The organism is Polaribacter glomeratus, assembly GCF_002954665.1.
Classification (GTDB): domain Bacteria; phylum Bacteroidota; class Bacteroidia; order Flavobacteriales; family Flavobacteriaceae; genus Polaribacter; species Polaribacter glomeratus.
On record NZ_MSCM01000001.1, the window covers coordinates 1,559,468 to 1,582,110 of the forward strand.

Annotated in this window: 21 protein-coding genes; 15 read left to right on the plus strand and 6 right to left on the minus strand. The window is 29.8% G+C overall.

Going from position 1 to position 22,643, the window contains the following annotated elements; all coding sequences use genetic code 11:
* Nucleotides 1-24 precede the first annotated feature (24 nt).
* Nucleotides 25-312: a hypothetical protein gene (locus BTO16_RS06660; RefSeq protein WP_105020841.1), complete on the plus strand. Its 288-nt coding sequence runs from the start codon at nt 25-27 to the stop codon at nt 310-312.
* Nucleotides 313-353: 41 nt separating this feature from the next.
* Here the strand turns inward: BTO16_RS06660 and lon are convergent, their stop codons facing one another.
* A complete protein-coding gene (gene lon / locus BTO16_RS06665) occupies nt 354-2,825 on the minus strand; it encodes an endopeptidase La (protein WP_105020842.1) in 2,472 nt (823 codons plus the stop codon).
* A 241-nt stretch (nt 2,826-3,066) separates the two neighbouring features.
* On the opposite strand from lon, the gene BTO16_RS06670 reads away from it, so the two are divergent.
* From BTO16_RS06670 to BTO16_RS06700, 7 genes are all read left to right on the plus strand, one after another.
* Nucleotides 3,067-3,633 (plus strand): RNA polymerase sigma factor, encoded by a 567-nt coding sequence (locus tag BTO16_RS06670; RefSeq protein ID WP_105020843.1) that lies wholly within the window; start codon nt 3,067-3,069, stop codon nt 3,631-3,633.
* Nucleotides 3,623-4,147: a hypothetical protein gene (locus BTO16_RS06675; protein WP_105020844.1), complete on the plus strand. Its 525-nt coding sequence runs from the start codon at nt 3,623-3,625 to the stop codon at nt 4,145-4,147. The genes BTO16_RS06670 and BTO16_RS06675 overlap by 11 nt, the downstream gene beginning before the upstream one ends.
* The gene (locus tag BTO16_RS06680) at nt 4,131-5,210 is read left to right on the plus strand and encodes a hypothetical protein (RefSeq protein WP_105020845.1); all 1,080 of its coding nucleotides are present in this window, start codon (nt 4,131-4,133) and stop codon (nt 5,208-5,210) included. Before BTO16_RS06675 ends, BTO16_RS06680 begins: the two co-directional genes overlap by 17 nt.
* Before the next feature lie 28 nt (nt 5,211-5,238).
* On the plus strand, nt 5,239-5,973 hold the full coding sequence (locus BTO16_RS06685; protein ID WP_105020846.1) for a head GIN domain-containing protein: 735 nt from the start codon (nt 5,239-5,241) through the stop codon (nt 5,971-5,973).
* Nucleotides 5,974-6,466: 493 nt separating this feature from the next.
* The gene (locus tag BTO16_RS06690) at nt 6,467-7,570 is read left to right on the plus strand and encodes an aminotransferase class V-fold PLP-dependent enzyme (protein WP_105020847.1); all 1,104 of its coding nucleotides are present in this window, start codon (nt 6,467-6,469) and stop codon (nt 7,568-7,570) included.
* A gap of 123 nt (nt 7,571-7,693) precedes the next feature.
* Nucleotides 7,694-8,626 carry an NAD-dependent epimerase/dehydratase family protein gene (locus tag BTO16_RS06695; protein WP_105020848.1) on the plus strand — a complete coding sequence of 311 codons (933 nt, stop codon included), beginning with the start codon at nt 7,694-7,696 and terminating at the stop codon, nt 8,624-8,626.
* A 199-nt stretch (nt 8,627-8,825) separates the two neighbouring features.
* Nucleotides 8,826-9,320, plus strand: coding sequence for a mechanosensitive ion channel domain-containing protein (locus BTO16_RS06700; protein WP_105020849.1), 495 nt, complete (start codon nt 8,826-8,828; stop codon nt 9,318-9,320).
* A gap of 12 nt (nt 9,321-9,332) precedes the next feature.
* On the opposite strand, the gene BTO16_RS06705 is transcribed toward BTO16_RS06700, so the two are convergent.
* Genes BTO16_RS06705 through BTO16_RS06725 form a run of 5 tightly spaced genes read right to left on the minus strand, consistent with a single transcriptional unit; the run spans nt 9,333 to nt 16,002 of the window.
* A complete protein-coding gene (locus tag BTO16_RS06705) occupies nt 9,333-10,610 on the minus strand; it encodes a YaiO family outer membrane beta-barrel protein (protein ID WP_105020850.1) in 1,278 nt (425 codons plus the stop codon).
* Nucleotides 10,610-13,045 (minus strand): sulfatase-like hydrolase/transferase, encoded by a 2,436-nt coding sequence (locus tag BTO16_RS06710; RefSeq protein ID WP_245892009.1) that lies wholly within the window; start codon nt 13,043-13,045, stop codon nt 10,610-10,612. Before BTO16_RS06710 ends, BTO16_RS06705 begins: the two co-directional genes overlap by 1 nt.
* Nucleotides 13,046-13,104: 59 nt before the next feature.
* Nucleotides 13,105-14,541, minus strand: a complete 1,437-nt coding sequence (locus tag BTO16_RS06715) for a glycosyltransferase family 2 protein (RefSeq protein WP_105020852.1) — start codon at nt 14,539-14,541, stop codon at nt 13,105-13,107.
* Entirely contained in the window at nt 14,531-15,610 is a 1,080-nt protein-coding gene (locus tag BTO16_RS06720; RefSeq protein WP_146105352.1) for a hypothetical protein, read from the minus strand. Before BTO16_RS06720 ends, BTO16_RS06715 begins: the two co-directional genes overlap by 11 nt.
* 23 nt (nt 15,611-15,633) lie before the next feature.
* A complete protein-coding gene (locus BTO16_RS06725; RefSeq protein WP_105020854.1) occupies nt 15,634-16,002 on the minus strand; it encodes a response regulator in 369 nt (122 codons plus the stop codon).
* Nucleotides 16,003-16,152: 150 nt separating this feature from the next.
* Here BTO16_RS06725 and BTO16_RS06730 point away from each other — a divergent pair, with 150 nt between their 5' ends.
* The 7 genes from BTO16_RS06730 to trmD all read left to right on the plus strand — a co-directional run bounded on the left by BTO16_RS06730 (nt 16,153) and on the right by trmD (nt 22,604).
* Nucleotides 16,153-16,527, plus strand: coding sequence for an Hpt domain-containing protein (locus BTO16_RS06730; protein WP_105020855.1), 375 nt, complete (start codon nt 16,153-16,155; stop codon nt 16,525-16,527).
* 17 nt (nt 16,528-16,544) lie between these two features.
* Nucleotides 16,545-18,101, plus strand: a complete 1,557-nt coding sequence (locus tag BTO16_RS06735) for an NAD(P)/FAD-dependent oxidoreductase (RefSeq protein ID WP_105020856.1) — start codon at nt 16,545-16,547, stop codon at nt 18,099-18,101.
* Between the two features lie 69 nt (nt 18,102-18,170).
* The gene (locus BTO16_RS06740; protein WP_105020857.1) at nt 18,171-18,608 is read left to right on the plus strand and encodes an ATP-dependent zinc protease family protein; all 438 of its coding nucleotides are present in this window, start codon (nt 18,171-18,173) and stop codon (nt 18,606-18,608) included.
* Nucleotides 18,609-19,484: a 30S ribosomal protein S6--L-glutamate ligase gene (rimK, locus tag BTO16_RS06745; protein ID WP_105020858.1), complete on the plus strand. Its 876-nt coding sequence runs from the start codon at nt 18,609-18,611 to the stop codon at nt 19,482-19,484. It begins immediately after the preceding gene.
* Entirely contained in the window at nt 19,474-20,424 is a 951-nt protein-coding gene (locus BTO16_RS06750; RefSeq protein WP_105020859.1) for a succinylglutamate desuccinylase/aspartoacylase family protein, read from the plus strand. The genes rimK and BTO16_RS06750 overlap by 11 nt, the downstream gene beginning before the upstream one ends.
* A 115-nt stretch (nt 20,425-20,539) precedes the next feature.
* On the plus strand, nt 20,540-21,742 hold the full coding sequence (locus tag BTO16_RS06755) for an esterase/lipase family protein (RefSeq protein WP_105020860.1): 1,203 nt from the start codon (nt 20,540-20,542) through the stop codon (nt 21,740-21,742).
* Between the two features lie 184 nt (nt 21,743-21,926).
* Nucleotides 21,927-22,604, plus strand: a complete 678-nt coding sequence (gene trmD / locus BTO16_RS06760; RefSeq protein WP_105020861.1) for a tRNA (guanosine(37)-N1)-methyltransferase TrmD — start codon at nt 21,927-21,929, stop codon at nt 22,602-22,604.
* Nucleotides 22,605-22,643: the final 39 nt, after the last annotated feature.

Here is a 22,643-nt window from a genome sequence, read left to right on the forward strand (position 1 = left end):
CTCCTAACCTTAAATGATTTAGTCATGAAAAAAAGAAATTTTTTATTTTTAGCGATTTTTGCTATCTTTTCAATTACAATTTTAAGTTGCGAAGATTTATTTGGTGAAGAAGAAGCAGATACTGCTGTAGATTCTATTGTTTGTAACGGTTACAATGGCCCAAGTAATATTGACAAACAATATGATTATCAATGTCAGGCTGCTTATGCGTACAAATGTAATGGAGAAACGGAGGCCTTGAGAAAACAATGTGCTTATTACAAGCAATTACAACAACAATTAAACTTACCTAATTGTGATTATTGTAATTAAAAAAAGCCTCTTTTCAAAGTTTTGAAAAGAGGCTTTTTAATTTAAATTAATTTTTTAGCATTGGTTACTTTTTGTTTTGTGAGCGCCAATTCTATTACTTGTTTCATATCTGTAACATAGTTAAAAGTTAAGCCTTTTAGATAGCTTTCTTTAATTTCTAAAATGTCTTTTTCATTGTCTTTACACAAAATTATTTCCTTAATATTTGCTCTTTTTGCAGCTAATATTTTTTCTTTAATTCCGCCAACAGGCAATACTTTTCCACGTAATGTAATCTCGCCTGTCATTGCTAACTTATTTTTTACTTTGCGCTGCGTATACGAAGAAACTAAAGAAGTTAACATAGTAATACCTGCACTTGGTCCGTCTTTTGGCGTTGCGCCTTCTGGCACGTGAATATGCACATTGTACTTTTCTAAAATTTCTGGATTAATTCCAAATTCCTCTGCATTCGACTTTATGTATTGCAACGCAATTGTTGCAGATTCTTTCATTACAGTACCTAAATTACCTGTAATAGAAAGTGTTCCTTTTCCTTTTGATAAAATAGATTCTATAAATAAAATATCACCACCAACACTTGTCCAAGCTAAACCTGTAACGACACCTGCAACATCATTATTTTCAGATTTATCTCTAAATCTTGGTGTTCCTAAAATTGCTTCTACTTTTTCTGATGATAAAACAATATCGTACTCCTCTTCTAAAGCAATCGATTTTGCTGCGAAACGTACCACTTTAGCTATTTGTTTTTCCAAACCACGAACACCAGATTCACGCGTATAACCTTCAACAATTTGTTCTAATTGTTTTTTGCCAAGTTTTATTTCTTTAACCGTTAAACCATGTTCTTTTAATTGTTTTGGCAACAAATGTCTTTTAGCTATTTCTATTTTTTCTTCAATTGTATAACCCGTAACATTTATAATTTCCATTCTATCGCGCAAAGCCCAAGGAATTTGGCCTAAATTGTTTGCGGTAGCTATAAAAAGTACTTTTGATAAATCGTACCCAACTTCTAAATAATTATCGTAGAAAGCCTCATTTTGCTCAGGATCTAAAACTTCTAACATTGCAGAAGATGGATCACCTTGATGACTACTACTTAACTTATCAATTTCATCTAATACAAAAACAGGATTTGACGTTCCGGCTTTTTTTAAGTTCTGAATCAATCTACCTGGCATTGCACCGATATATGTTTTTCTATGTCCGCGAATTTCTGCTTCATCACGCAAACCACCTAAAGACATTCTTACATATTTACGTCCTAAAGCTTCTGCAACCGATTTACCTAACGAAGTTTTACCAACTCCTGGAGGTCCGTATAAACAGATAATTGGCGATTTCATATCTCCTCTTAGCTTTAAAACAGCCAAATGTTCAATGATTCTTTCTTTTACATCTTCTAATCCGAAGTGATCTCTATCTAAAACTTTTACAGCGTGTTTTAAATCAAATTTATCCTTCGAGAAAATTCCCCAAGGCAGTTCTAACAACAATTCTAAATAACTTCTTTGCACACCATAATCTGCAGCTTGCGGATTCATTCTTCGCAAACGTGCTAATTCTTTTTCAAAAGTATCACCAACTTCTTTGGTCCACTTTTTAGTTTTAGCTTGCACGCGCATTTCGTCTAATTCTTGATCATTAGAAACGCCACCCAATTCTTCTTGAATTGTTTTTAATTGCTGATTTAAATAATATTCACGTTGCTGTTGGTCTAAATCTTCGCGTGTTTTAGATTGAATATCATTTCTTAACTTTAATTTCTGAAGCTCTTTATTTAAACTTTTCAAAGTAAGTAAAGCACGTTCTTTTAGATTGTCTTTTTCTAAAATAACTTGTTTTTGCATCACTGTCAAATCCATATTTGATGCAATAAAATTGACCAAAAATGCATCTGAATGAATATTTTTAATTGCAAAAGAAGCTTCCGAAGGCAACATCGGGTTTTCTTTAATTACCTCTAAAGCTTGTTCTTTTATAGAATCTATAATGGCTTCAAACTCCTTTTTATCTTCCACAAATTTATCATCAACCGCTTCTTTTACGGTTGCTTTTAAATATGGTTCATCTTGAATAATTTCTTCAATTTCGAAACGTTTTTTTCCTTGGATAATGACAGTTGTATTCCCGTCAGGCATTTTTAAAACACGTAAAATTTGTGCTACAACACCGGTTGTATGAATATCTTTTAACGTTGGCTCTTCTTCATCTTCATTACGTTGCGCAACCACTCCAATAATTTTATCGCCTTTGTTTGCGTCTTTAATTAATTGAATCGATTTATCTCTACCCGCGGTAATAGGAATTACAACTCCTGGAAATAAAACTGTATTTCTTAACGGGAGAATTGGTAATGTTTTTGGAACGCTTTCTTTATTGATAATTTCTTCATCTTCGGGCGTCATTAAAGGAATTAATTCAGAATCTTCGTTCATAATATTTTGAAACGACAAACTGTCTAACTTTATAATTTTTGATTTGCTCATGTGCTGTATATGTGTCATTGTGACATTGATTTTCTTTACTAACAAAAACCAACATCAGTATTATAATTATAAAATACTGATAACTAAATGCTTAAAAACTAAACAGCAATTATCTATTATAAATAAGTCAATTGTTATGCCAAAGGAATTTAGTTAAAAGTATATCTTTTAAAATTCTAACTATAAAAAAATAGTATTTTTATTTTTGTAAACTGTAACAACTCAAAAACCATCTAGTCTTTAAAATAGTAACGTTTTATTGGAAACCAATCAACCACATATAACCAACCTTATAGAACGCTGTAAAAAGTTTGATAAAAACGCGCAGTTACTATTATACAAAGCCTATTACAGCGCTATGTATAATACTGCGCACAGAATTTTAAAAGATAGTTTTGAAGCGGAAGATATTATGCAAGAAGCCTTTTTAACTGCTTTTACAAAGTTAGCCTCCTATAAAGGTGAAGTTGCATTTGGAGCTTGGTTAAAACGAATTGTAATCAATAAAAGTTTAACTCAGTTAAAGAAAAACAATAGATACGAAGAAGTAAAAATGGAAGTAATACCAAATGATACTATTGATGATGAAGCTATTGATTATAAAGATTTAAACCCTAAAAAGGTTTTAAATACGTTGCAAAATTTAAAAGAAAATTACAGGGTTGTACTTACTTTAAATTTAATAGAAGGATATGATTATGAAGAAATTGCACAAATTTTAAAGTACACAAATGAGAATGTGAGAACCACAATTTCTAGAGCAAAGAAAAAATTAAAGCAAGTACTACTTGCAGAAAATACACAAATACAAGCGTATGGAAAATAAATTAGAGGATTTCTTTTCTGAAAATAAATTTGATTTCCAAGAGCCGAAATCAGGACATTTAGAACGTTTTGAAGGCAAACTAAATCAGCCAAAAAAGAATAGTAAAACTTCTTGGAAATGGTTAAGTGCAGCGGCATCAGTAGTTTTAGTTTTAGGCTTTTGGTTGGGCAGCAATCATCAAAAAAAACAAATGGATTTAGCCGATGTTTCTCCTAAAATGGAAGAAGTACAAAACTATTTTGTATCCACTATTCATCAAGAATTAAAAAATCTTGAAAAAAATAGAAATTTAGAAACAGAAATAATTATCGAAGAAGCTTTAGAGCGATTGGAAGAATTAGAAGACAATTATAAAACTTTTGTAAAAGAATTAAATATTGAAGGAAACTCAAGACAAATTATAAGTGAGATGATTCAAAATTACCAGCAACGTTTAGAAATTTTAGAAAACGTATTAATTCAACTTGAACAAATTAAAAATCCTAATCTAATAAAAGATGAAATATATCTATAAAATTACTCTGCTTTTTTTACTTTTCCCGCTAATTACCTCGGCTATTGTTGATGGTAAAAAGCAAGAAAAAAAGAAAATTATCAAAAAAGAATATGCTGTAAATGCAGATGCAAAAGTGTCTATTAATAATAAATATGGAAATTTAAACATCACCACTTGGGATAAAAACAGAGTAGAGATAGAAGTTACAATCACTGTAAAAGGTGATGATTTAGAAAGTGTTGAAGACAAACTTGCATCCATTGATATTCAATTTGATGCTTCTTCTAACTTTGTTTCCGCTAAGACTAACTTTGAAAAAGAAGAAAAAAGCTGGTCTTTCTGGAAAAAAAGCAGCAATATTACGTATCAAATTAATTACGTCATAAAAATGCCAAAATCTAATTCTGTAAATTTAGACAATGATTATGGAAGTATTTATTTAGATTATTTATCAGGAAACGCTTCTATCAACTGCGATTATGGTAAAGTTTCGGTAGGTGAATTAACTGGAGATTATACTACTATTAATTTAGATTACTGCAATTCATCCACCATTGGTGCTATAAAAACTGGCAATATAAATGTTGATTATTCTAAAATTAGTATTGATAAAGCAGGAGATTTAAAAGTAAATGCCGATTATTCAACTTTAAAACTTGGAACCGTTGGTAACATCAACTTTAAAGCAGATTATGGATCCATAAGTATTGAGGAAGCTGATGATGTGAATGGAAATTCTGATTATGTAAGTATGAGCTTTGGTACTATCAGAAGAAATTTAATTATTGATACAGATTACGGATCTATTTCTGTAAAAAAAGTAACAAAAGGTTTTGAACAAGTAACAATTGATGCAGAATATGCAGATATTAAAATAGGCGTTGAAAGTGATGCTGTGTTCGATTTTGAAGTAGATTTGCAATATGCTAGTTTTAAAGGCGAGAATGATAAAATGGAATTTTATCAAAAAACATCAAAAGCAACAAAAAGTTATTATAGAGGTAAATTTGGAAAAGGAAACTCTAATTCTAAACTAAAAATTAGATCTCAATATGGTGGAGTTTCCATCACAGAATATTAATTAAAATCAATCAAAAAACAATAAAATCATGTTTAAAAAAATCGTTTTAACTGTACTTATTTTAACTGTATCAATAACTGCTAATGCACAAGATTGGTCTGGAAGTAGTAAAAAAATAAAAGGTAACGGAAAAGTAGTAACTGTAAATAGAACAACTTCTAGTTTTGATGGCATTGCTGTTGGTGGTTCTTTTGATGTTTTGTTGGTAAAAGGCAAAGAAGGTAAAATTACTATTGAAGGCGAAGAAAACATTATCCCTTTTATAGAAACGGAAATTGAAGGAGATCTTTTGCATATACAATTTAAGAAAAACACAAATATTAACACAACCAAAAAACTTTTAGTTACTGTTTATTTTGAAAATATAGAAAAAGTTTCGCTAGCTGGTTCTGGAAACATTCGTAGTACTGAAATTATAAAAAGTAGAGATTTTGCTGTTGCTTTAGGCGGTTCTGGAAACATTACTTTAAAAGTTGATGCCAATGAAATTAGCTCAAATATTGGTGGTTCTGGAAACATCGAATTAACTGGCACTGCAAAAGAGTTAACTTGTTCTATTGCTGGTTCTGGTAGTATAAAAGCCTACAATTTAAATACGGATATTTTAAACGCAAATATTGCTGGTTCTGGTAGTGTAAACGCTAGTGTTAAAAGCAAAATTAAAGCAAAAATAGTAGGTTCTGGTAGCGTTTATTATAAAGGAAATCCTTTAGATATTGATACTAAATCTGTGGGTTCTGGTAGTGTTATAGAAAGAAATTAAAGTACAAACAATTTTGCTGAAATAAAACTTTTAAAAAGCTGTAAAATGTAAATCATTTTGCGGCTTTTTCACTTTAAACAGAAAAAAGTATAACTTAGCTATCATTTTATAGAAAAAAATAAAGCAAACTCTTTTTCTATTATTTGTGCTTTAAAGATTTTCTTTCTTTGGATAAAAAACAAGTGCGCTAAAGCCTGAGTATATAATTATTTTCAACAATGAAATCATAACAAAAGAACAACTTGAAGTTTCTGTAAAAAATGGTACTATAACTTCTATGGTAAAGGCGCAACTAAAAAAGTACATAGTCTATTTGCGAAAAACCTGGAATAAATAGGCACAAATTCTATTCCTAAAACTTTGTAATTGACAAAAAAGGAGTAATTATAAATCGTTCTGTTGGCAGTTAGGAAGAAAATAATAGCAAATTAGCATCTAGAATAAAGAAGATATTGAATAAATAATTATTAGTAAAAATTATTCCTACAAAATTATGAATATAGAAGAAATTCGATCACTTTTTCCGGTTACCAAAGAAGCAATTTATTTGAATAGCGCATCACAATCACCACTTAATATTTTGGTTTATAATAGACTTCAAAATTGTTTGAAAACAGAATTACAACTTCTTGGTAAAAAAAGTTTTAATCGTGATAATATTCGTGTTCCACTTTCAAAATTATTAGGTGGTTCTGCGGATGAGTATGCTTTGACAACAAGCACTGGCGTTGGTATAGGAATCGTAGCACAAGGATTAAAATTTAAAAAAGGAGACAATATTATAATTCCTGAAAACGAACATTGGAACACAACATACCCTTGGTTACATTTAGAAAAAGAAGGTGTTGAAATTAGGTTTGCAAAAGTAAATAAAGATGAAAGTTTTGAACCATCAGCCATAAAAAAACTAATTGATAAAAACACGAAAGTTGTGGCTATGGCGGCTGTAAGATATAATAGCGGTTTTAGACCAAATTTAACGGCAATTGCAAAAATTGCACACGAAAATGATGCTTTATTTATTGTAGATGCAGCGCAAGCCGCTGGTATGATTCCTATTGATGTTGATAAAGATGAAATTGATGTGCTTTCTGGTTGTGGTTTTAAATGGCTTTTAGGGCTGCACGGAACAGGATTTTTATATGTTAGTAAAAGAGTTATAAAAATAATTAATCCTGTTTTACCAGGAATGTACGCGGCAGAAAGAATGCACGACCAACTTTCTTTTTATAAAGATTCTAGAAAATTTGAAACTGGTACAATTGCTTATCCCCTATTTGATGCTTGGTCTGCAGGATTAGAATTGCTACTTAAAATAGGAGTTGAAAATATTTACAAAAAAGCGATCGAAAACACGGATGTTATTATTGAGGGACTTAAAAATAAAGGATATCAAATTATATCACCCATTAAAAGGATAGAAGATCGAAGTGCCATTATTCATTTTAAATCCGATTCTCTAGAAACTACTAAAATGCTTTATCAAAAGCTTATTACTAAAAATGTTCTGGTTACATTGCAGGGTGAAAACATCAGAGTTAGTCCTAATTTTTTTACTTCAAAAAGGGAAATTAAACTATTCTTAAATTTAATTTAAGTTGTTTATTAGTTTTAAAAAGAGATCTTGGCTAAAGAATTCTAAAAAATATATTACGGAACTAGATTCAATTTAAAGAATGAAAACATCAATTTTACATCAAACATTATTTAAAGAAATAATATGCAAGTAATTTTAGGAGCAAACGGAATAATTGGTGAGGAATTGGCAAAAGAATTAAACGCTAATTACACAACTGAAATTAAGTTAGTTGGACGAAATCCTAAAAAAGTGAATACGAATGATGTTTTATTTAAAGCTGACTTGCTAAATTTAGAGGAAGTTTTTAAAGCTATTGAAAACGCTGAAATTGCATATTTAACCGTTGGCCTTGCTTATAAATCTGATGTTTGGTTAACAGATTGGTCAATAATTATGAACAATGTAATAACTGCTTGTAAGGCCAATAACTGCAAACTTGTTTACTTTGATAATACGTATGCATATGCTCAAGATAGCAAAATTCAGTTAGAAAATACTCCTTTAAAATCCGAAGGAAAAAAAGGAAAAGCGAAAAAATTAGCAGCAGAACTTTTATTAGCAGCCATTAAACAACAAGAAATTAATGCTGTTATTTGTAGAGCACCCGAATTTTATGGTCCTGGAAAAACAAAAGGACTTACAAATTCCCTTATTTTTGAAAACCTAAAAATTGATAAAAAGCCAAAAGTTTTTTTAAGCGACTCTGTATTAAGAACGCTTATTTATACACCTGATGCGAGTAAAGCAATGGCACTTATTGGCAATACAACAGATGCTTACGGACAAACTTGGCATCTTCCTTGTGATGACAACCGACTAACTTACAAAGGCATAATCGCTGAAATTTCTACCCAGTTAGGCAGAAAAATAAAGTATACTGTATTAAATTCATTGGTATTAAAAATAGTCTCTTTTTTTAATGAAAACATAAAGGAAACGCAAGAATTACTTCCTAGATATGCTATTGATAATATCTTTGATTCTAGTAAGTTTAAGAAAAAATTTCCGAGTTTTAGAGTAACTACTTACCCTGAAGGAATTAAGAGTGTTCTTGATGATTATCAAATAAAATAAGTGTAAATATTCAATAATTATTTTTTAAAATATGCTGAATTTTTACAAAATTATTACATTTAAACTTTATTTATCCGTAGAAATTATAACAAATATTTAGTTTTATTTTTAGTTTCTTTTCAACATAAAAAATATAATTTCGCTTAGCATCACAATTTTATATCAACATGGATCTAACATCCAATTAAAAAAAAATAAAATGAAGTTAATAGAAATTAAAATATACGAAACGATAATCTCAATCGTACTATTTTTTATAATTAAAATTATCATCATTAAATTAATTGATAGAACTGTACTAAAAAGTTTATTGCATAAAACACGAGGAAAAATTATCAAAAAAGTTTTTAAAGTAGTTCTAATAACTATTATTTTAATTTTTATTTTATCGGTTTGGGGTGTAGATCAATCAGAATTATTTATGTTTATGGCTTCTGTGCTAACCGTTATTGGTATTGCATTGTTTGCCCAATGGTCTCATTTATCAAATCTTACCTCTGGTATGATTATCTTTTTTAATCATTCTGCAAAACTAGACGACACCATTCAAATTATAGACAAAGACTACAATATAGAAGGTAGAATAAGTGATATAGGTCTTTTTTTTGTAAAAATAAAAACTATTGAAAACGAAGAAGTAACGTTGCCTAACAACGTTTTTTTACAAAAAATGATAAAAAAGAAAATAAGCTAGTTTTAAAATAGTTTAAAATCTAACGTCGTAAGAAACACCTAAAGATGTGTATAAAAAATATTCTCCTTTAGAAAATGGTTTTTCTTCTCTAAAAGCGCTGGCATTAAAGCCCCAAGCATTTTTTTTATTTTTAGAGGAAAAGAAATATCCGAATACTATTTTTTGAGAACCTAAATCAAAAATTTCTTTCCCTGTAAAACCAGGAATAAATCGATCTAACGTTGGCGCGGCTCCAAAACCAGCTTCAATAGCAAAATAATTTTCTGCATCGCTTCTATATTTTCTATAAATAAGGGCTGCAGATTTACTGGTACCAGGAAAACCTGGAGTTACATATCCTCTAAAAGCCCAATAACTGTTACCTGTGTACCAAGCTAAAGAACCTGTATAAATAGTAGTTTCTGTTGAAAACTTTAGCCATCTAAAACCTAAGGAAGCTTCAAAACTTTTTGGTAATGATTTAAAAAGCTCAAATCCGTATCGCTGTGTAGGATTGTATGGACTGTTAGAAAAACCACCACTCACATACGCGTACAAACCTTCTGCTATTCTTGGATATAAATCTACTTCAAATTGATAATTATCTGTTTGAAACCTATTTAAATAATTCATTTTAGCAATAACACTTCCGTATTTTGTTTGTCTAGAATAACTTAATGTACTAAAGTATGCGTTAGACCAACCATTATTACCTTTATAAACATCGTAATAATCTGTAGAAAAACTTATTCCTATTCTATTAAAACTTAATTGGTTTTCTATAGAATTTTGATAGTTTAAAACCTCTTCGTTATTTGGATGTAATTTTACAGCTTCCTTCATTGTAGAAAGGGCTTCTTGACTTTTGCCAGAATTTAATTCTGATTTTGCTTTTAGCTGTAGTAAATCTGCATCATTATTAAAAATATTTAGTGCCTTTAAAGATAATGCTAAGGCATTGTAATATTTTTCTGCATAAACTTCGTTTTTGATATACGCAATCCAATCTGTTTTTCTGTTTGCATCTTTGGCTAAAACATATTTAAACTCTTTTCTTGCCTCGTTATAATTTCCATCCCAAGAATAGGTGCTTGCTAAAAATGAACGGATATCTAAATAATCTGGATATTTAGTTAAAATAAACTTTAAAGAATCTTGTGCTTGAGCACGTTTGCCATTAAAAGCTAAATCTCTGGCAACTTCAAAAGCGGTATCTGGGTTTGCGTTAAAGACTTTTTCTTGTGCAAAAAATTGATTGGTATAAAAAGTTAATACCATCAAAATTGCAACTTGTTTTATTTTTACCTTCATTATTTTAATGCTTTTTTAAACGTAAGATATTCTTCATTTTTAGGCTGCTTTAAAAGAATACTATCCAATATTTTAGTTGCTTTTGTTATATTATTCATCGTTTTATATGCTCTCGCCATTTTAAAAGCAACATCATCATTTTTAATTTTATTTTTTACAGCCTGTTCTACAATTACTTTAGATTTATCATTTTGTGAAGACCACCAGTACATGTCTAAAAGAGCTAAATAAATATCATCATAATATGGCGATCGTTTTAAAGCACTTAAAAGTTCTTTCTCAGATTCGTCATACTTAGCATCCCAAGCAAAAGTTCTACCTTTTAAGATTCTTACATCTACATAATTGGGCGATTCTTTTAAAATATAATTACAAATTAATCTCGCCGTTTCTCTTTCGTTGTTAAATGCCTTTTCTCTTGCCAGCAAAAACTGTTGATCTGGAGTTAAGTTGGCTATTAATTCTTTTAATTTAGAAATTTCTTCGGGTGTAAACTTAATTTGCGCTACAACTGCGGCATCTCTATTTTTAGGGTAAATTTTATCATTTTTAGTAACATAAGCGTTCAAACTTTTAAACTCGTTAAAAAACCCTGTAATTTCTTCTAAAGTCTTATCATCAGAAATTTTATACGTATTAAGGTCTTCTTTTATTTTAAAAAGTATCCCATCCGAATACATATATTCTTTGTACACAAAATCGTTTATACTACCTTTATAGCGCATTAATGGTATTTTATGAATATTTCTGAATGCTTTTGAGGTATCAATACCTTCGCCAATCCAAGCCGTTTCTTTTGGCAAACTAACATTATAATTCTTACTCAAAAAAGCTAACATTGTTGGCGTAAAATCAAAATGAGAATTGATAGATTTCATTTTTGCTGGCTTTTTTAACATAGGACTGTAAATGAAAAAAGGAACATTAAATCTACATAATTTATCTTTTTGGGCAATAGGAATTAATCGATGATCACCGGTAATTATAAAAATAGTATTGTTATATTCAGGTCGTTTTTTATACGCTTCCATAAACATTTTAATACTTGCATCCGCATATAAAATACTTGCAAAAATATCCTTATTAATGGTTACATCTCTTGCTGTAGCTTTTATTTTTTCTGATGCGTTTAGAACGCTATCTACTTTTATTAAATACTCTTTTTTAAGCGGAAAATCAAAAGGTTCGTGGATGGTTAATGTTGCTATTAAATCGAGCCTTGGTGTTTTAATTTCATCTAAAGTAGCTAAGGTTTTTGTAAAAATTTCAAAGTCGGAATATCCCCATGAAAAACCATTTGATCCGTTAATCGATTTAGGAAAAGAAGATTCATCATATTTATTTTCATCAATAATATTTTCTACTCCGTTGTATTCTAAAAAGTTTATTTTCTTGTCAAAACTAGATTGATCACCAGAAAAGAAAGAGGTTGAATATCCGTTATTTTTTAAAATACTAAATAATGAAATATGTGTTGGCGTTTCTTCTATTTCTAAAAATCCTTTTTCGCCAAAAGGTAAAGAACCAAATAAAGACGGAAGTGCCCCAAATGTTCTACCAGTATTGCTTAAAAAATTATCCCAATAAAGCGACTTCGGTATTAGAGAGTTTAAATAAGGGGTAAAACCACTATAATTTCTTTCACCAACAAACTCAGATCCTAAACCTTCAACTAAGATTACAACTATATTTGGTTTTTCTGTTCCTGTATTAAATAATGGACCTAAAACGTCTGGTATTGCTTCGGATGGTTTTAAAAACGGATATTCGTTATTCCCATCCATTTTCATCGCTTTAACTTCCGTTTTTTCTAACTGAAACTGAATAATGTCCGTAGTAAAATAATATAATTTATTTTGATATATAACATCAGAAAAACCTGGTAAAGCAAACTTTACAATGATAACCGCAAGCGTTGCACCCATAAATATTCTACCCGAATATTTAAAAAATATCGATTTTCTAAGAAAAAAACAGCTCGCTAAAAATAATAAAGGAAAAATTAAAAAAGGTAAAAAAGAAATGATAGATGTACTTTCTGATGCTGTTACCGTTATGTAAATATCATTTAAAGAGTAGCCTAATAAATCTGCTCCTAGATTTAATAAAGTTGTTAAGCTATATTTTGTTAACGTAAACTCAATAATAACTAAAAGAACAAAAAAGACTTTTATAATTGTTCTTGGTAATTTTTTCTTCTTTTTTGCTATTAAATAGTAAACTGGAAAAAAAATGATAAAAATAAAGAGTACTGTAAAAAAGTGATTTAAAAACTTTAAACCTATATATTTAGGTATGTTTTCGATTTCTTTTCCACTTAAAAGGGTTGCGCTTAATTCATATAAACTTATCAACCAAAAAGTTAACATTAAAGAAAAACAGATTAACACATATCTACTAATCTTCTTATTCATTTTATTATTATAATTTTTCATTTTAAATTAGGGGTAAAATTATTATTATTTCTTTTATTCTATTTTAAGTATTGTTTTGATTATTCTGTTTTTGATAAACCTTTTCTTACCATGACTCCCCATTTTTTATTTTTATTAAAATAGTAATCATAATTACCTCTTATAGCTGCATATAAGACAAGAGGATGTAATATTAAAGGTTCTAAAAATACGGTTAAAACGAGTTTAATACCAATTCCTTTTTTCTCGTATTGATGATAAGTAAATTCTTCTGTAAAAATAGCTACAAAAGAAAACAGTAATGAAAAAAGATACGCAAGTAAAAAAAGACCAACTACAAAGCTCCAACTTAGTTCTTGATAAAAATAAAGAAAAATAAAATAAAGCATGCCTGTAACTTCTATCAACGGCGCCATTCTTTCAAAAATAAACCAATACGGAAAACTCAATAAACCTAGAATTCTATACTTTGGGTTTAGCGCTATTTTTCTGTGCATTTTAAGCGTTTCTATGGTTCCTCTTGTCCATCTATTTCTTTGTGAAATAATGATTTTTCTGTTATCGGGTGCTTCCGTCCAACATAACGGATCAGGTATGTAAGCTACCTTATATTTTAGATTCTGTTCTTCCATATATTTCCTCATTCTAACAATGATTTCCATATCCTCTCCAACCGTTTTTGTGTCATAACCACCAACTTGTATGGCTATTTCCTTATCAAACAAACCAAAAGCACCAGAAATTACAAGCAATCCATTTAATCTAGCCCAAGCCATTCTGCCTAATAAAAAAGACCTCAAGTATTCTAGTATCTGTGCTCTTTCTAACCATTTATCCGGAAAATTTACTTGTAATAATTTCCCGTTTTCAATTTTACAAGAATTCGCAATTCTAATAACTCCGCCAGAGGCTATTACTTTTCTATCGGTATATTCTAAAAACGGTTTTACCATTCGCTGCAAAGAATCTTCTAGTAACAAACAATCAACGTCTATACAAGCAATATATCTACTTTGACTAATGTTTATGCCACAATTTAAGGCATCGGCCTTGCCGCCATTTTCTTTGTCAACTACTATTAATTTATCAAAAGCAGGGTTTTTAGATTTAAAAACTCCTGCTCTTAAATCTTGAGTGGGCACTTTATAATCGATTAAATATTCTACTCTTTCTAAGTCATAGGCTATTATAAGTTTTTCTAAACTATCATCTTTGCTGCCATCGTTAACAATAATAACATCGTAATTTACATAATGTGTAGACAAAAGAGACCTTACATTTTCAACAATGTTTAGACTTTCATTGTAAGCAGGTGCAATAATAGAAATAGATGGAGCGATTCTTGAACTAATTAAATCTTTATGATTTACAAAGCTATTTTTTTTTAAATATCTTTTGGTTTCTTTTGATGATAAAAAAGCCAATATGATATAAGACCCAACGATTAACACTGTAAATAGCAAGAAAAAATAATGAAACCCTACTAAAATACTTCTTACAATATGATTATAATCCATGGCTATAATCTAAAAAGTGAATTATTTTATTATAAGAATCGTCATCCGCGGTTTTCTCTAATTTGTCGTATATATTTTTATTAATGGCTTTTAGAATTCTAAGCGATTTATGCTTAATCTCAAAATTAGTGCTACTTATATGATCAATAACAAAAACACTGTCGTTTTCTGTTGCCGTTTTTTCTAGTAAATCAAAAAACGCTAATTTTTCTTTTAATGTAAGTGTATCAAATTTATTTTTAAGAATTTCTTTAGCTTCTGCAACTTCAAAATGTGTTAATACTTCTGTTGCCTTTAGCCTAACATCTAAATTTTCATCGGTTAATTTTTCTAAAAGTATCTCTTTTGTTTCTAATCTATTATACAATTTTACAATGGTTAACATAAATATTACAACATAATCGTTTTCTGATTTCAACCATTTAGTGATGTCTAAGATTTCATTGTTATCAATTTTTTCTATTTTACGTAGTAATTGAATTTGATCCCATTCTGACAGAGGAAGCTCTAAGTCATCCAAAAAATTTAACCCTTCATATCCAAACAATTCTATAAAATACAAATGCGCTTCTCTACGAACCTCTTCTCTTGGATGGTTAATGTATTTAGTAATATGATTTTGTGCTTTTTTTACTCTAAACTGCCTAATATCTCTAATACCAAGCGCTACAATATGCCATTTTTTACTTCTTAATTTTTTGTAGGCAAACTTTAACAAACCAATTTCATCATACAATTTACGCATTATGCCAATCATATTACCAGAAATTTCATTGGTTAATTTTATAAAAGTTTTAATAATTATTTTTCTTTTATACTTGCTAGATAATCCTTTTTTAAAGTGTCTAATAATTCTAATTTGACTTTTACTTAGCGCTGTTGCTTCTTCTTCTGAGTACAGAAATTCAATTAACAGCTTTTCTATAATATTGGTATATTTTATATTCCTGCTTTTTTTAACTCTTATATCATTTCTTAAAACTTTAAGATAAAAAATTAGAATTACGATTACAAAAGAGAGCAATACTACAAGTGTCCAAATTATATTTTCTATCAGGGGGAGTTTCATCTGCATACGAATTTTAAAACTATTTAGAGAAACATTCTTCGAACTCTAATAGACAGTTCATTAGGACTTAAAGGTTTACTCATAAAATCATTAGCTCCTAAATTAAAAGCATTTAAAACCATTTCTTCTTGACCCGATGAAGAAAAGACTAAAATTGGTATTTTACTTTTAAGCTTGTTTCTAACATGACTAATAACCTCTAGACCACTAACATAATCCATCATTACATCTGTTAAAATTAAATCAGGATTTTCAGCTTCTATTAACTCAATAGCTTCCATTCCGTTTTTAGCCATTAATAGCTCATATCCATCTTTTTCTAAACGGAATTTTAACAAAAGCGATAAAACAGAATTATCTTCTGCTAAAACAATTTTCTTTTTTTCAATCATAATAATTTAAGGAGTAAATATTTTTTTAAAAAAAATACCTTTTATTATTTCAAATTTAATAAAAATATCAAACAAAAGGTAACTTCAAGTTTTTATTTATCTTTACAAAAATTTTAAATATAATATTATTCCCCTAATTTACTAAAAAATATGGATATTCAAAAAGTTTTAATTAGCAACGTTGTTGATTTATCTTCATTAAAAGAATACTTTGCTTCGGATAAAGATTCATTAATTCAACTTATTGGTGTTTATTTATCTGATACTGCTCCTAGAATTGATATTTTAGAAGAAAGTTTAACTAAAGTTGATTATGTTTCTGTAAAATCTATTTGCCATTTTTTAAAATCTTCTCTAGGTTTAATGGGTGTTAGATGTTTAGACGAAATTGCGACACTAGAAAAACTAGCACAAAACAATGAACCAGAAGACGTTATAAAAGAAAGATTAAATTATGTACTCCCTATTTGTAGAGAAAGTATTATTGAATATAGATTGATTTTAGATGGTTTAGAAGAACTTTAATTTTCTAAATTTGCCAAATGATTAAAGACCTACAACTTCGTGTAAATTTAATAGAAGAACTTACAGAAAACATACTTTTGTACAAAGCTTCTAAACAACTTAGTGTTGATGCCGCAGAAATTTCTGCTGTAAAAGTTCTAAGAAAATCTATTGATGCACGTAAAAAAGAAATCATCTTTAATTATAAAGTAGCAGTTTATATAAACGAGCAAATACCAGAAAAATCTGATTATATTTTTGATTACAAAGATGTTTCTAAAGCCAAAGAAGTTCATATTATTGGTTTTGGCCCAGCTGGTATGTATGCCGCTTTGCGATGTATCGAATTAGGTTACAAACCAATCGTTTTAGAAAGAGGTAAAAATGTTCAAAATCGTAGAAGAGATATAAAAGCAATAAATCGAGATCACATTGTTCATGAAGATTCTAATTATTGTTTTGGTGAAGGCGGTGCTGGAACGTATTCTGATGGAAAACTCTACACCAGAAGTTTAAAGCGTGGTGATGTGCGACGTATTTTTGAAAACCTAGTTTTTCATGGTGCAACAGAACAAATTTTAATAGATGCGCATCCTCATATTGGTACTAATAAATTACCAAAAATAATTGAAAACATTCGTGAAAACATTTTAAAATTTGGTGGCGAAATTCATTTTGAAACAAGGGTAGTAGATTTTATAATTAAAAAGAATAAATTACAAGCAATTCAGCTTCATAACGGAACAGAAATGGCTGTAAATTCAGTTATTTTAGCAACAGGTCATTCTGCTAGAGATATTTACGAACTGTTACATAAAAAGAAAATTGCGCTAAAAGCAAAATCTTTTGCAATGGGCGTTCGTGTAGAACATCCGCAGGAAATTATAGATCAAATTCAATACCATTGTTCTGGTGAAAGAGATGAATTATTACCAGCCGCAGCCTATAGTTTAGTGCAACAAGTACAAAATAGAGGCGTATATTCTTTTTGCATGTGTCCTGGAGGGTTTATCGTCCCTGCTGCAACGGCAAGTGGCGAAGTGGTGGTAAACGGTATGTCTCCTTCTAAAAGAAATAATAAATTTGCCAACTCGGGTATTGTTGTTGAATTAGACATTGACAAAGATTTTAAAAAATACGAAAAATTTGGTGCTTTAAAAGGATTAGAATTTCAAAAAGATTTAGAAAGAATTTCTTTTTTAGCTGGCGGAAGAACGCAAGCTGCACCAGCCCAAAGATTGGTAGATTTTGTTGATGGTAAAATTTCATCAGATTTAAATGATTGTTCTTATCAACCAGGCTTAATTTCTGCTCCGCTTCATTCTTTATTACCAAAAATAATAGGTGGCAGATTGCGAAAAGGTTTTGCTGCATTTGGTCAAAAAATGCATGGATATTATACAAACGAAGCAAATATTATTGGTGTAGAATCTAGAACTTCGTCCCCAATCAACATCCCAAGAAAAGAAAATTTAGAACATCCAGAAATTGAAGGATTATTTCCTTGTGGAGAAGGCGGTGGTTATGCTGGTGGTATTGTTTCTGCAGCAATGGATGGAGAACGTTGTGCTGAGGCTGCAATTGCAAGCTTATAAATATTTATTGATACTTTGGATGTTAAGTCAAAAACTATAACTAATTTTACGGCCATTTAATTTACATACATGAAAACTACCATTGGTAGAAGTGATAAAGCTGATTTTCCTGAGTTACATCTACTAGATATTGATATTAAAATAGATTCTGGTGCATACACTTCGTCTATACATTGCTCTAATATTGAAGAAATTGAGATTAACGGTGAAAGTTTAATTAGGTTTACATTATTAGACCCAGAACATGATTTTTACAATAATAAAGAATTTTCAACTAAAAACTATTCATCAAAAATGGTAAAAAGTTCTAATGGAATTTCAGTAGAAAGGTTTTTAGTACAAACCGAAATTATAATTTTCAATGAAACCTTCCCTATTCACTTAACATTAAGCGAGCGTAAAGACATGACTTTCCCTATACTTTTAGGTAGAAAGTTTTTAAATAAAAAATTTGTGATAGATACTGCGAAGAAGAATCTATCCTTTAAATTAAAAAATATAAAATAAATGAGAATTGTAATTTTATCTAGAAATCCGAAACTGTATTCAACAAGAAGATTGGTGGAAGCTGCAATAAAAAGAAAACATGAAGTTTTTGTTGTAGACCATTTAAAATGCAATATCGAAATTGAAAAAAAATCTCCAAAAATATTTTATAAAGGAGAATATATTACAAATATAGATGCCATCATTCCAAGAATAGGAGCTTCTGTAACCTTTTATGGTACTGCCGTTATTAGACAATTTGAAATGATGAAAGTTTTTACTGCGGTTAGCTCTCAAGCATTGGTTAGATCTAGAGACAAATTAAGCAGTTTACAAATATTGGCAAGAGCTGGTGTTGGTTTGCCTAAAACTGTTTTTACAAATTACACAAAAGATGTAGAACATGTTGTAGATTCTGTTGGTGGTGCACCTTTAGTTTTAAAACTATTAGAAGGTACGCAAGGTTTAGGGGTTGTCTTGGCAGAAACAAAAAATGCAGCTACTTCTGTTTTAGAAGCATTTAATGGTTTAGGAGCTAGAGTAATTGCACAAGAATTTATTAAAGAAGCTGGCGGCGCAGATATTAGAGCTTTTGTAGTAGATGGTAAAGTTGTTGGAGCAATGAAACGTCAAGGAAAAGAAGGTGAATTTCGTTCTAATTTACATAGAGGCGGAAACGCAACGATCATAGAGTTAACCGACGATGAAGAAAGAACTGCTTTAAAAGCAACCAAAGCGATGGGCTTAGGAGTTGCTGGCGTAGATATGTTACAATCTTCTAAAGGACCATTGGTTTTAGAAGTAAACTCTTCTCCTGGTCTAGAAGGTATTGAGGTTGCAACTGGTAAAAATATTGCAAAAGAAATTATTAGATACTTAGAAATCCATGTCGAATAAACCTTTAATTATTTTAGGTCAAAATATTCCAGAAGGAAAACGTACCGTTTTAGATATAGAAGTTGCTAAATTACACACAAGAACAACAGTAAAAGTTCCTGTAATCATTGAGCGTTCTAAAATTGAAGGACCTGTAATTTTATTGCTCGCAGGTGTTCATGGTGACGAAATAAACGGTGTTAGTATTATAAGAGAAATCATAGATCAAAAACTAAACGTACCCAAAAAAGGAACAATTATTTGTATTCCTGTATTTAATATTTTTGGCTATTTAATTCAGACAAGAGAGTTTCCTGATGGACGCGATTTAAACAGAATGTTTCCGGGTACTTTAAACGGCTCTTTAGCAAGCCAATTTGCGCATCAATTTACCCAAGAAATTGCACCTTTTGTAGATTATGTTATTGATTATCACACTGGTGGCGGCGAACGAGATAATATTACACAAATAAGATTAGATAGTGTTGAAGAAAAAACTTTAGAATTAGCTAACGTCTTTAACCCTCCTTTTGTGGTTCACTCTAGTTATATAGCAAAGTCTTTACGTGAATCTCTCAAAAAAATGGGTAAAACGGTGTTACTGTTCGAAGGCGGAAAATCTAAAAATTTAGATCCTGTTGTGATTCATCACGGAATAAGAGGCACCAAAAATGTATTAATCCACTTAGGTTTTATAGACGGTGAAGTTTCTCTTGCTTTGAAACCAACCTTCATTAAAAAAGCAAAATGGTTACGTTCTAATCATTCGGGAATGTTTAAAATTTTAGTCGAAAACGGAACGCACGTTAAAAAGAAAGATATTCTAGGTGTAATTCAAGATCCTTTTGGCGAATTTAAGAAAAATATTTATGCTCCTTTTGATTGTCATATTTTCTGTATTAATAAAACCCCGATTGTAAATAAAGGAGAAGCGTTGTTTCATGTAAGTATTGAGGAGTAGATTCGTTTTGTTTTTCATATTTTTAATCGATACTAAATTTTAAAAAATATACGCATCTTTAATCTATTTCCATCAGAAAAAATTAAGAACGTATATTTTTAAAAGACACCTAATAATGTCAAAAAAAACAAAAACAGATTCAGAATTACAAGGCCTTACCCATCTAATTGTAGATGCAACAATTGGTGTAACAGATTTAGTAGAAGAAATACATAAACAAGTTGTGCATCCACCTTTTTTACCATCAACAAGTATTCAAAAACTAATTAGTAAAATTGCCGGTTTTACTTTTAATAATATTAGATGGAGCACTAAATTAATAGGTAATTCTATTTCTAAAATTTTAGAATATGTTACGCCAGCAATTAGTAATATAAAATCTTCGGATAAAAAAGAAGTACTACTTTCTGTTTTAAACGGCGTAATTGGTGATTATTTAGAGGAAAAAGAAAACCCTTTAAAGATTGAAATGCAATTTCGATTCCAATCAAAAGCAATTGAAATTAATGCTGAAAGTTTAAAAGAAACGTATCCGAAAATTAATGGCAAAATTCTTTTAATGATTCATGGTTCTTGTATGAGTGATATTCAATGGACTCGTAAAAATCATAATCACGGAGAAATTTTATCCGAAGAATTAGAGAAAACACCCATTTACTTAAATTATAATAGTGGAAAACATATTTCTATCAACGGAAAAGACTTAAATAAAAACATTCAAAAATTAGTTGAAAACTGGCCAGTTCCTGTCGAAGAAATTGTAATTATTGCGCACAGTATGGGTGGATTACTAACTAGAAGTGCGCTTTATTATGCAGACCAAAATCAAAATAATTGGACAAAGCACCTTAAAAAAGTCGCTTTTTTAGGAACTCCGCATCATGGATCTCATATTGAGCGTATTGGAAATTATGTAGATCTTATTTTGGAATCTGTACCGTATTTAAAACCTTTTGCAAGATTAGGAAAAATTAGAAGTGCTGGTGTAACAGATTTAAGATACGGAAATCTTGTTGATGAAGATTGGCAAAACAACGGTCGATTTGAAAGAAAAGGAGATCAAAGACAACACATTCAGTTAGCAAAAAATATTGATTTTTATGCTGTTGCAGCAATAATTGGTAAAGAAACAGCAGGTTCTGCTAAAATTTTAGGAGATAGCTTAGTGGATGTAAAAAGCGCCTTAGGTCAACATAAAAAAACTGAAAAAAATCTTGATTTCAAATTAGAAAACACCTTGATTGTTTATGAAAATAATCACCTGGATTTATTGAGTAATCTTGAGATAACAGAAAAATTAAAAATTTGGTTAGTTTAGAAAATTTTGATTTACCTTTTTTCTAAGAGAACAAAAATACTTTTTTTTTAAAAAAATTGTTTTATAATTAAAATACTAGATGCTTACATAACAAAGTAGTTTGTTTTTTTAAATTTGCCTATGCTCTTAAAATCCTATAAAAAAACCTTCTTTTTAAATCCTTCAAAAAACTTACATTTGCAACATGCGAATAGATATTATTTCAGTAGCGCCCAATTTATTAGAAAGTCCGTTTAATCATTCTATCATAAAACGTGCGCAAGACAAAGGTTTGGCAGAAATTGTAATTCACGATTTACGAAAATTTGGTTTAGGCAACTACAAACAAATTGATGATACTCAATTTGGCGGTGGCGCAGGCATGGTTTTAATGATAGAACCAATTTCTAATTGTATCAAACAATTGCTCGCAGAAAGAGAGTATGACGAAGTTATTTACATGACTCCGGATGCAAAAACGTTGAATCAATCTACCGCAAATACGCTTTCTTTAAAAGAAAACATCCTTATTTTAACAGGACATTATAAAGGTGTAGATCAAAGAATTCGTGATAAATATATTACCAAAGAAATTTCTATTGGCGATTATGTTTTAACAGGTGGCGAATTGGCAGCAGCAGTTTTAGTAGATGCTGTTGTGCGTTTAATTCCGGGTGTTATTGGCGATGAACAATCTGCCTTAACAGATTCTTTTCAAGATAATTTATTATCACCGCCAGTTTATACGAGACCTGCAGAATTTGATGGCATGAAAGTTCCTGCAATATTATTATCTGGTAATTTTCCTAAAATTGATGATTGGCGCAGCGATCAAGCATACAAAAGAACACAACAAATTAGACCTGATTTATTAGATGACTAAATTTCATTAGTTTTTAAAACCTGTGAAGTTTTATAAAAT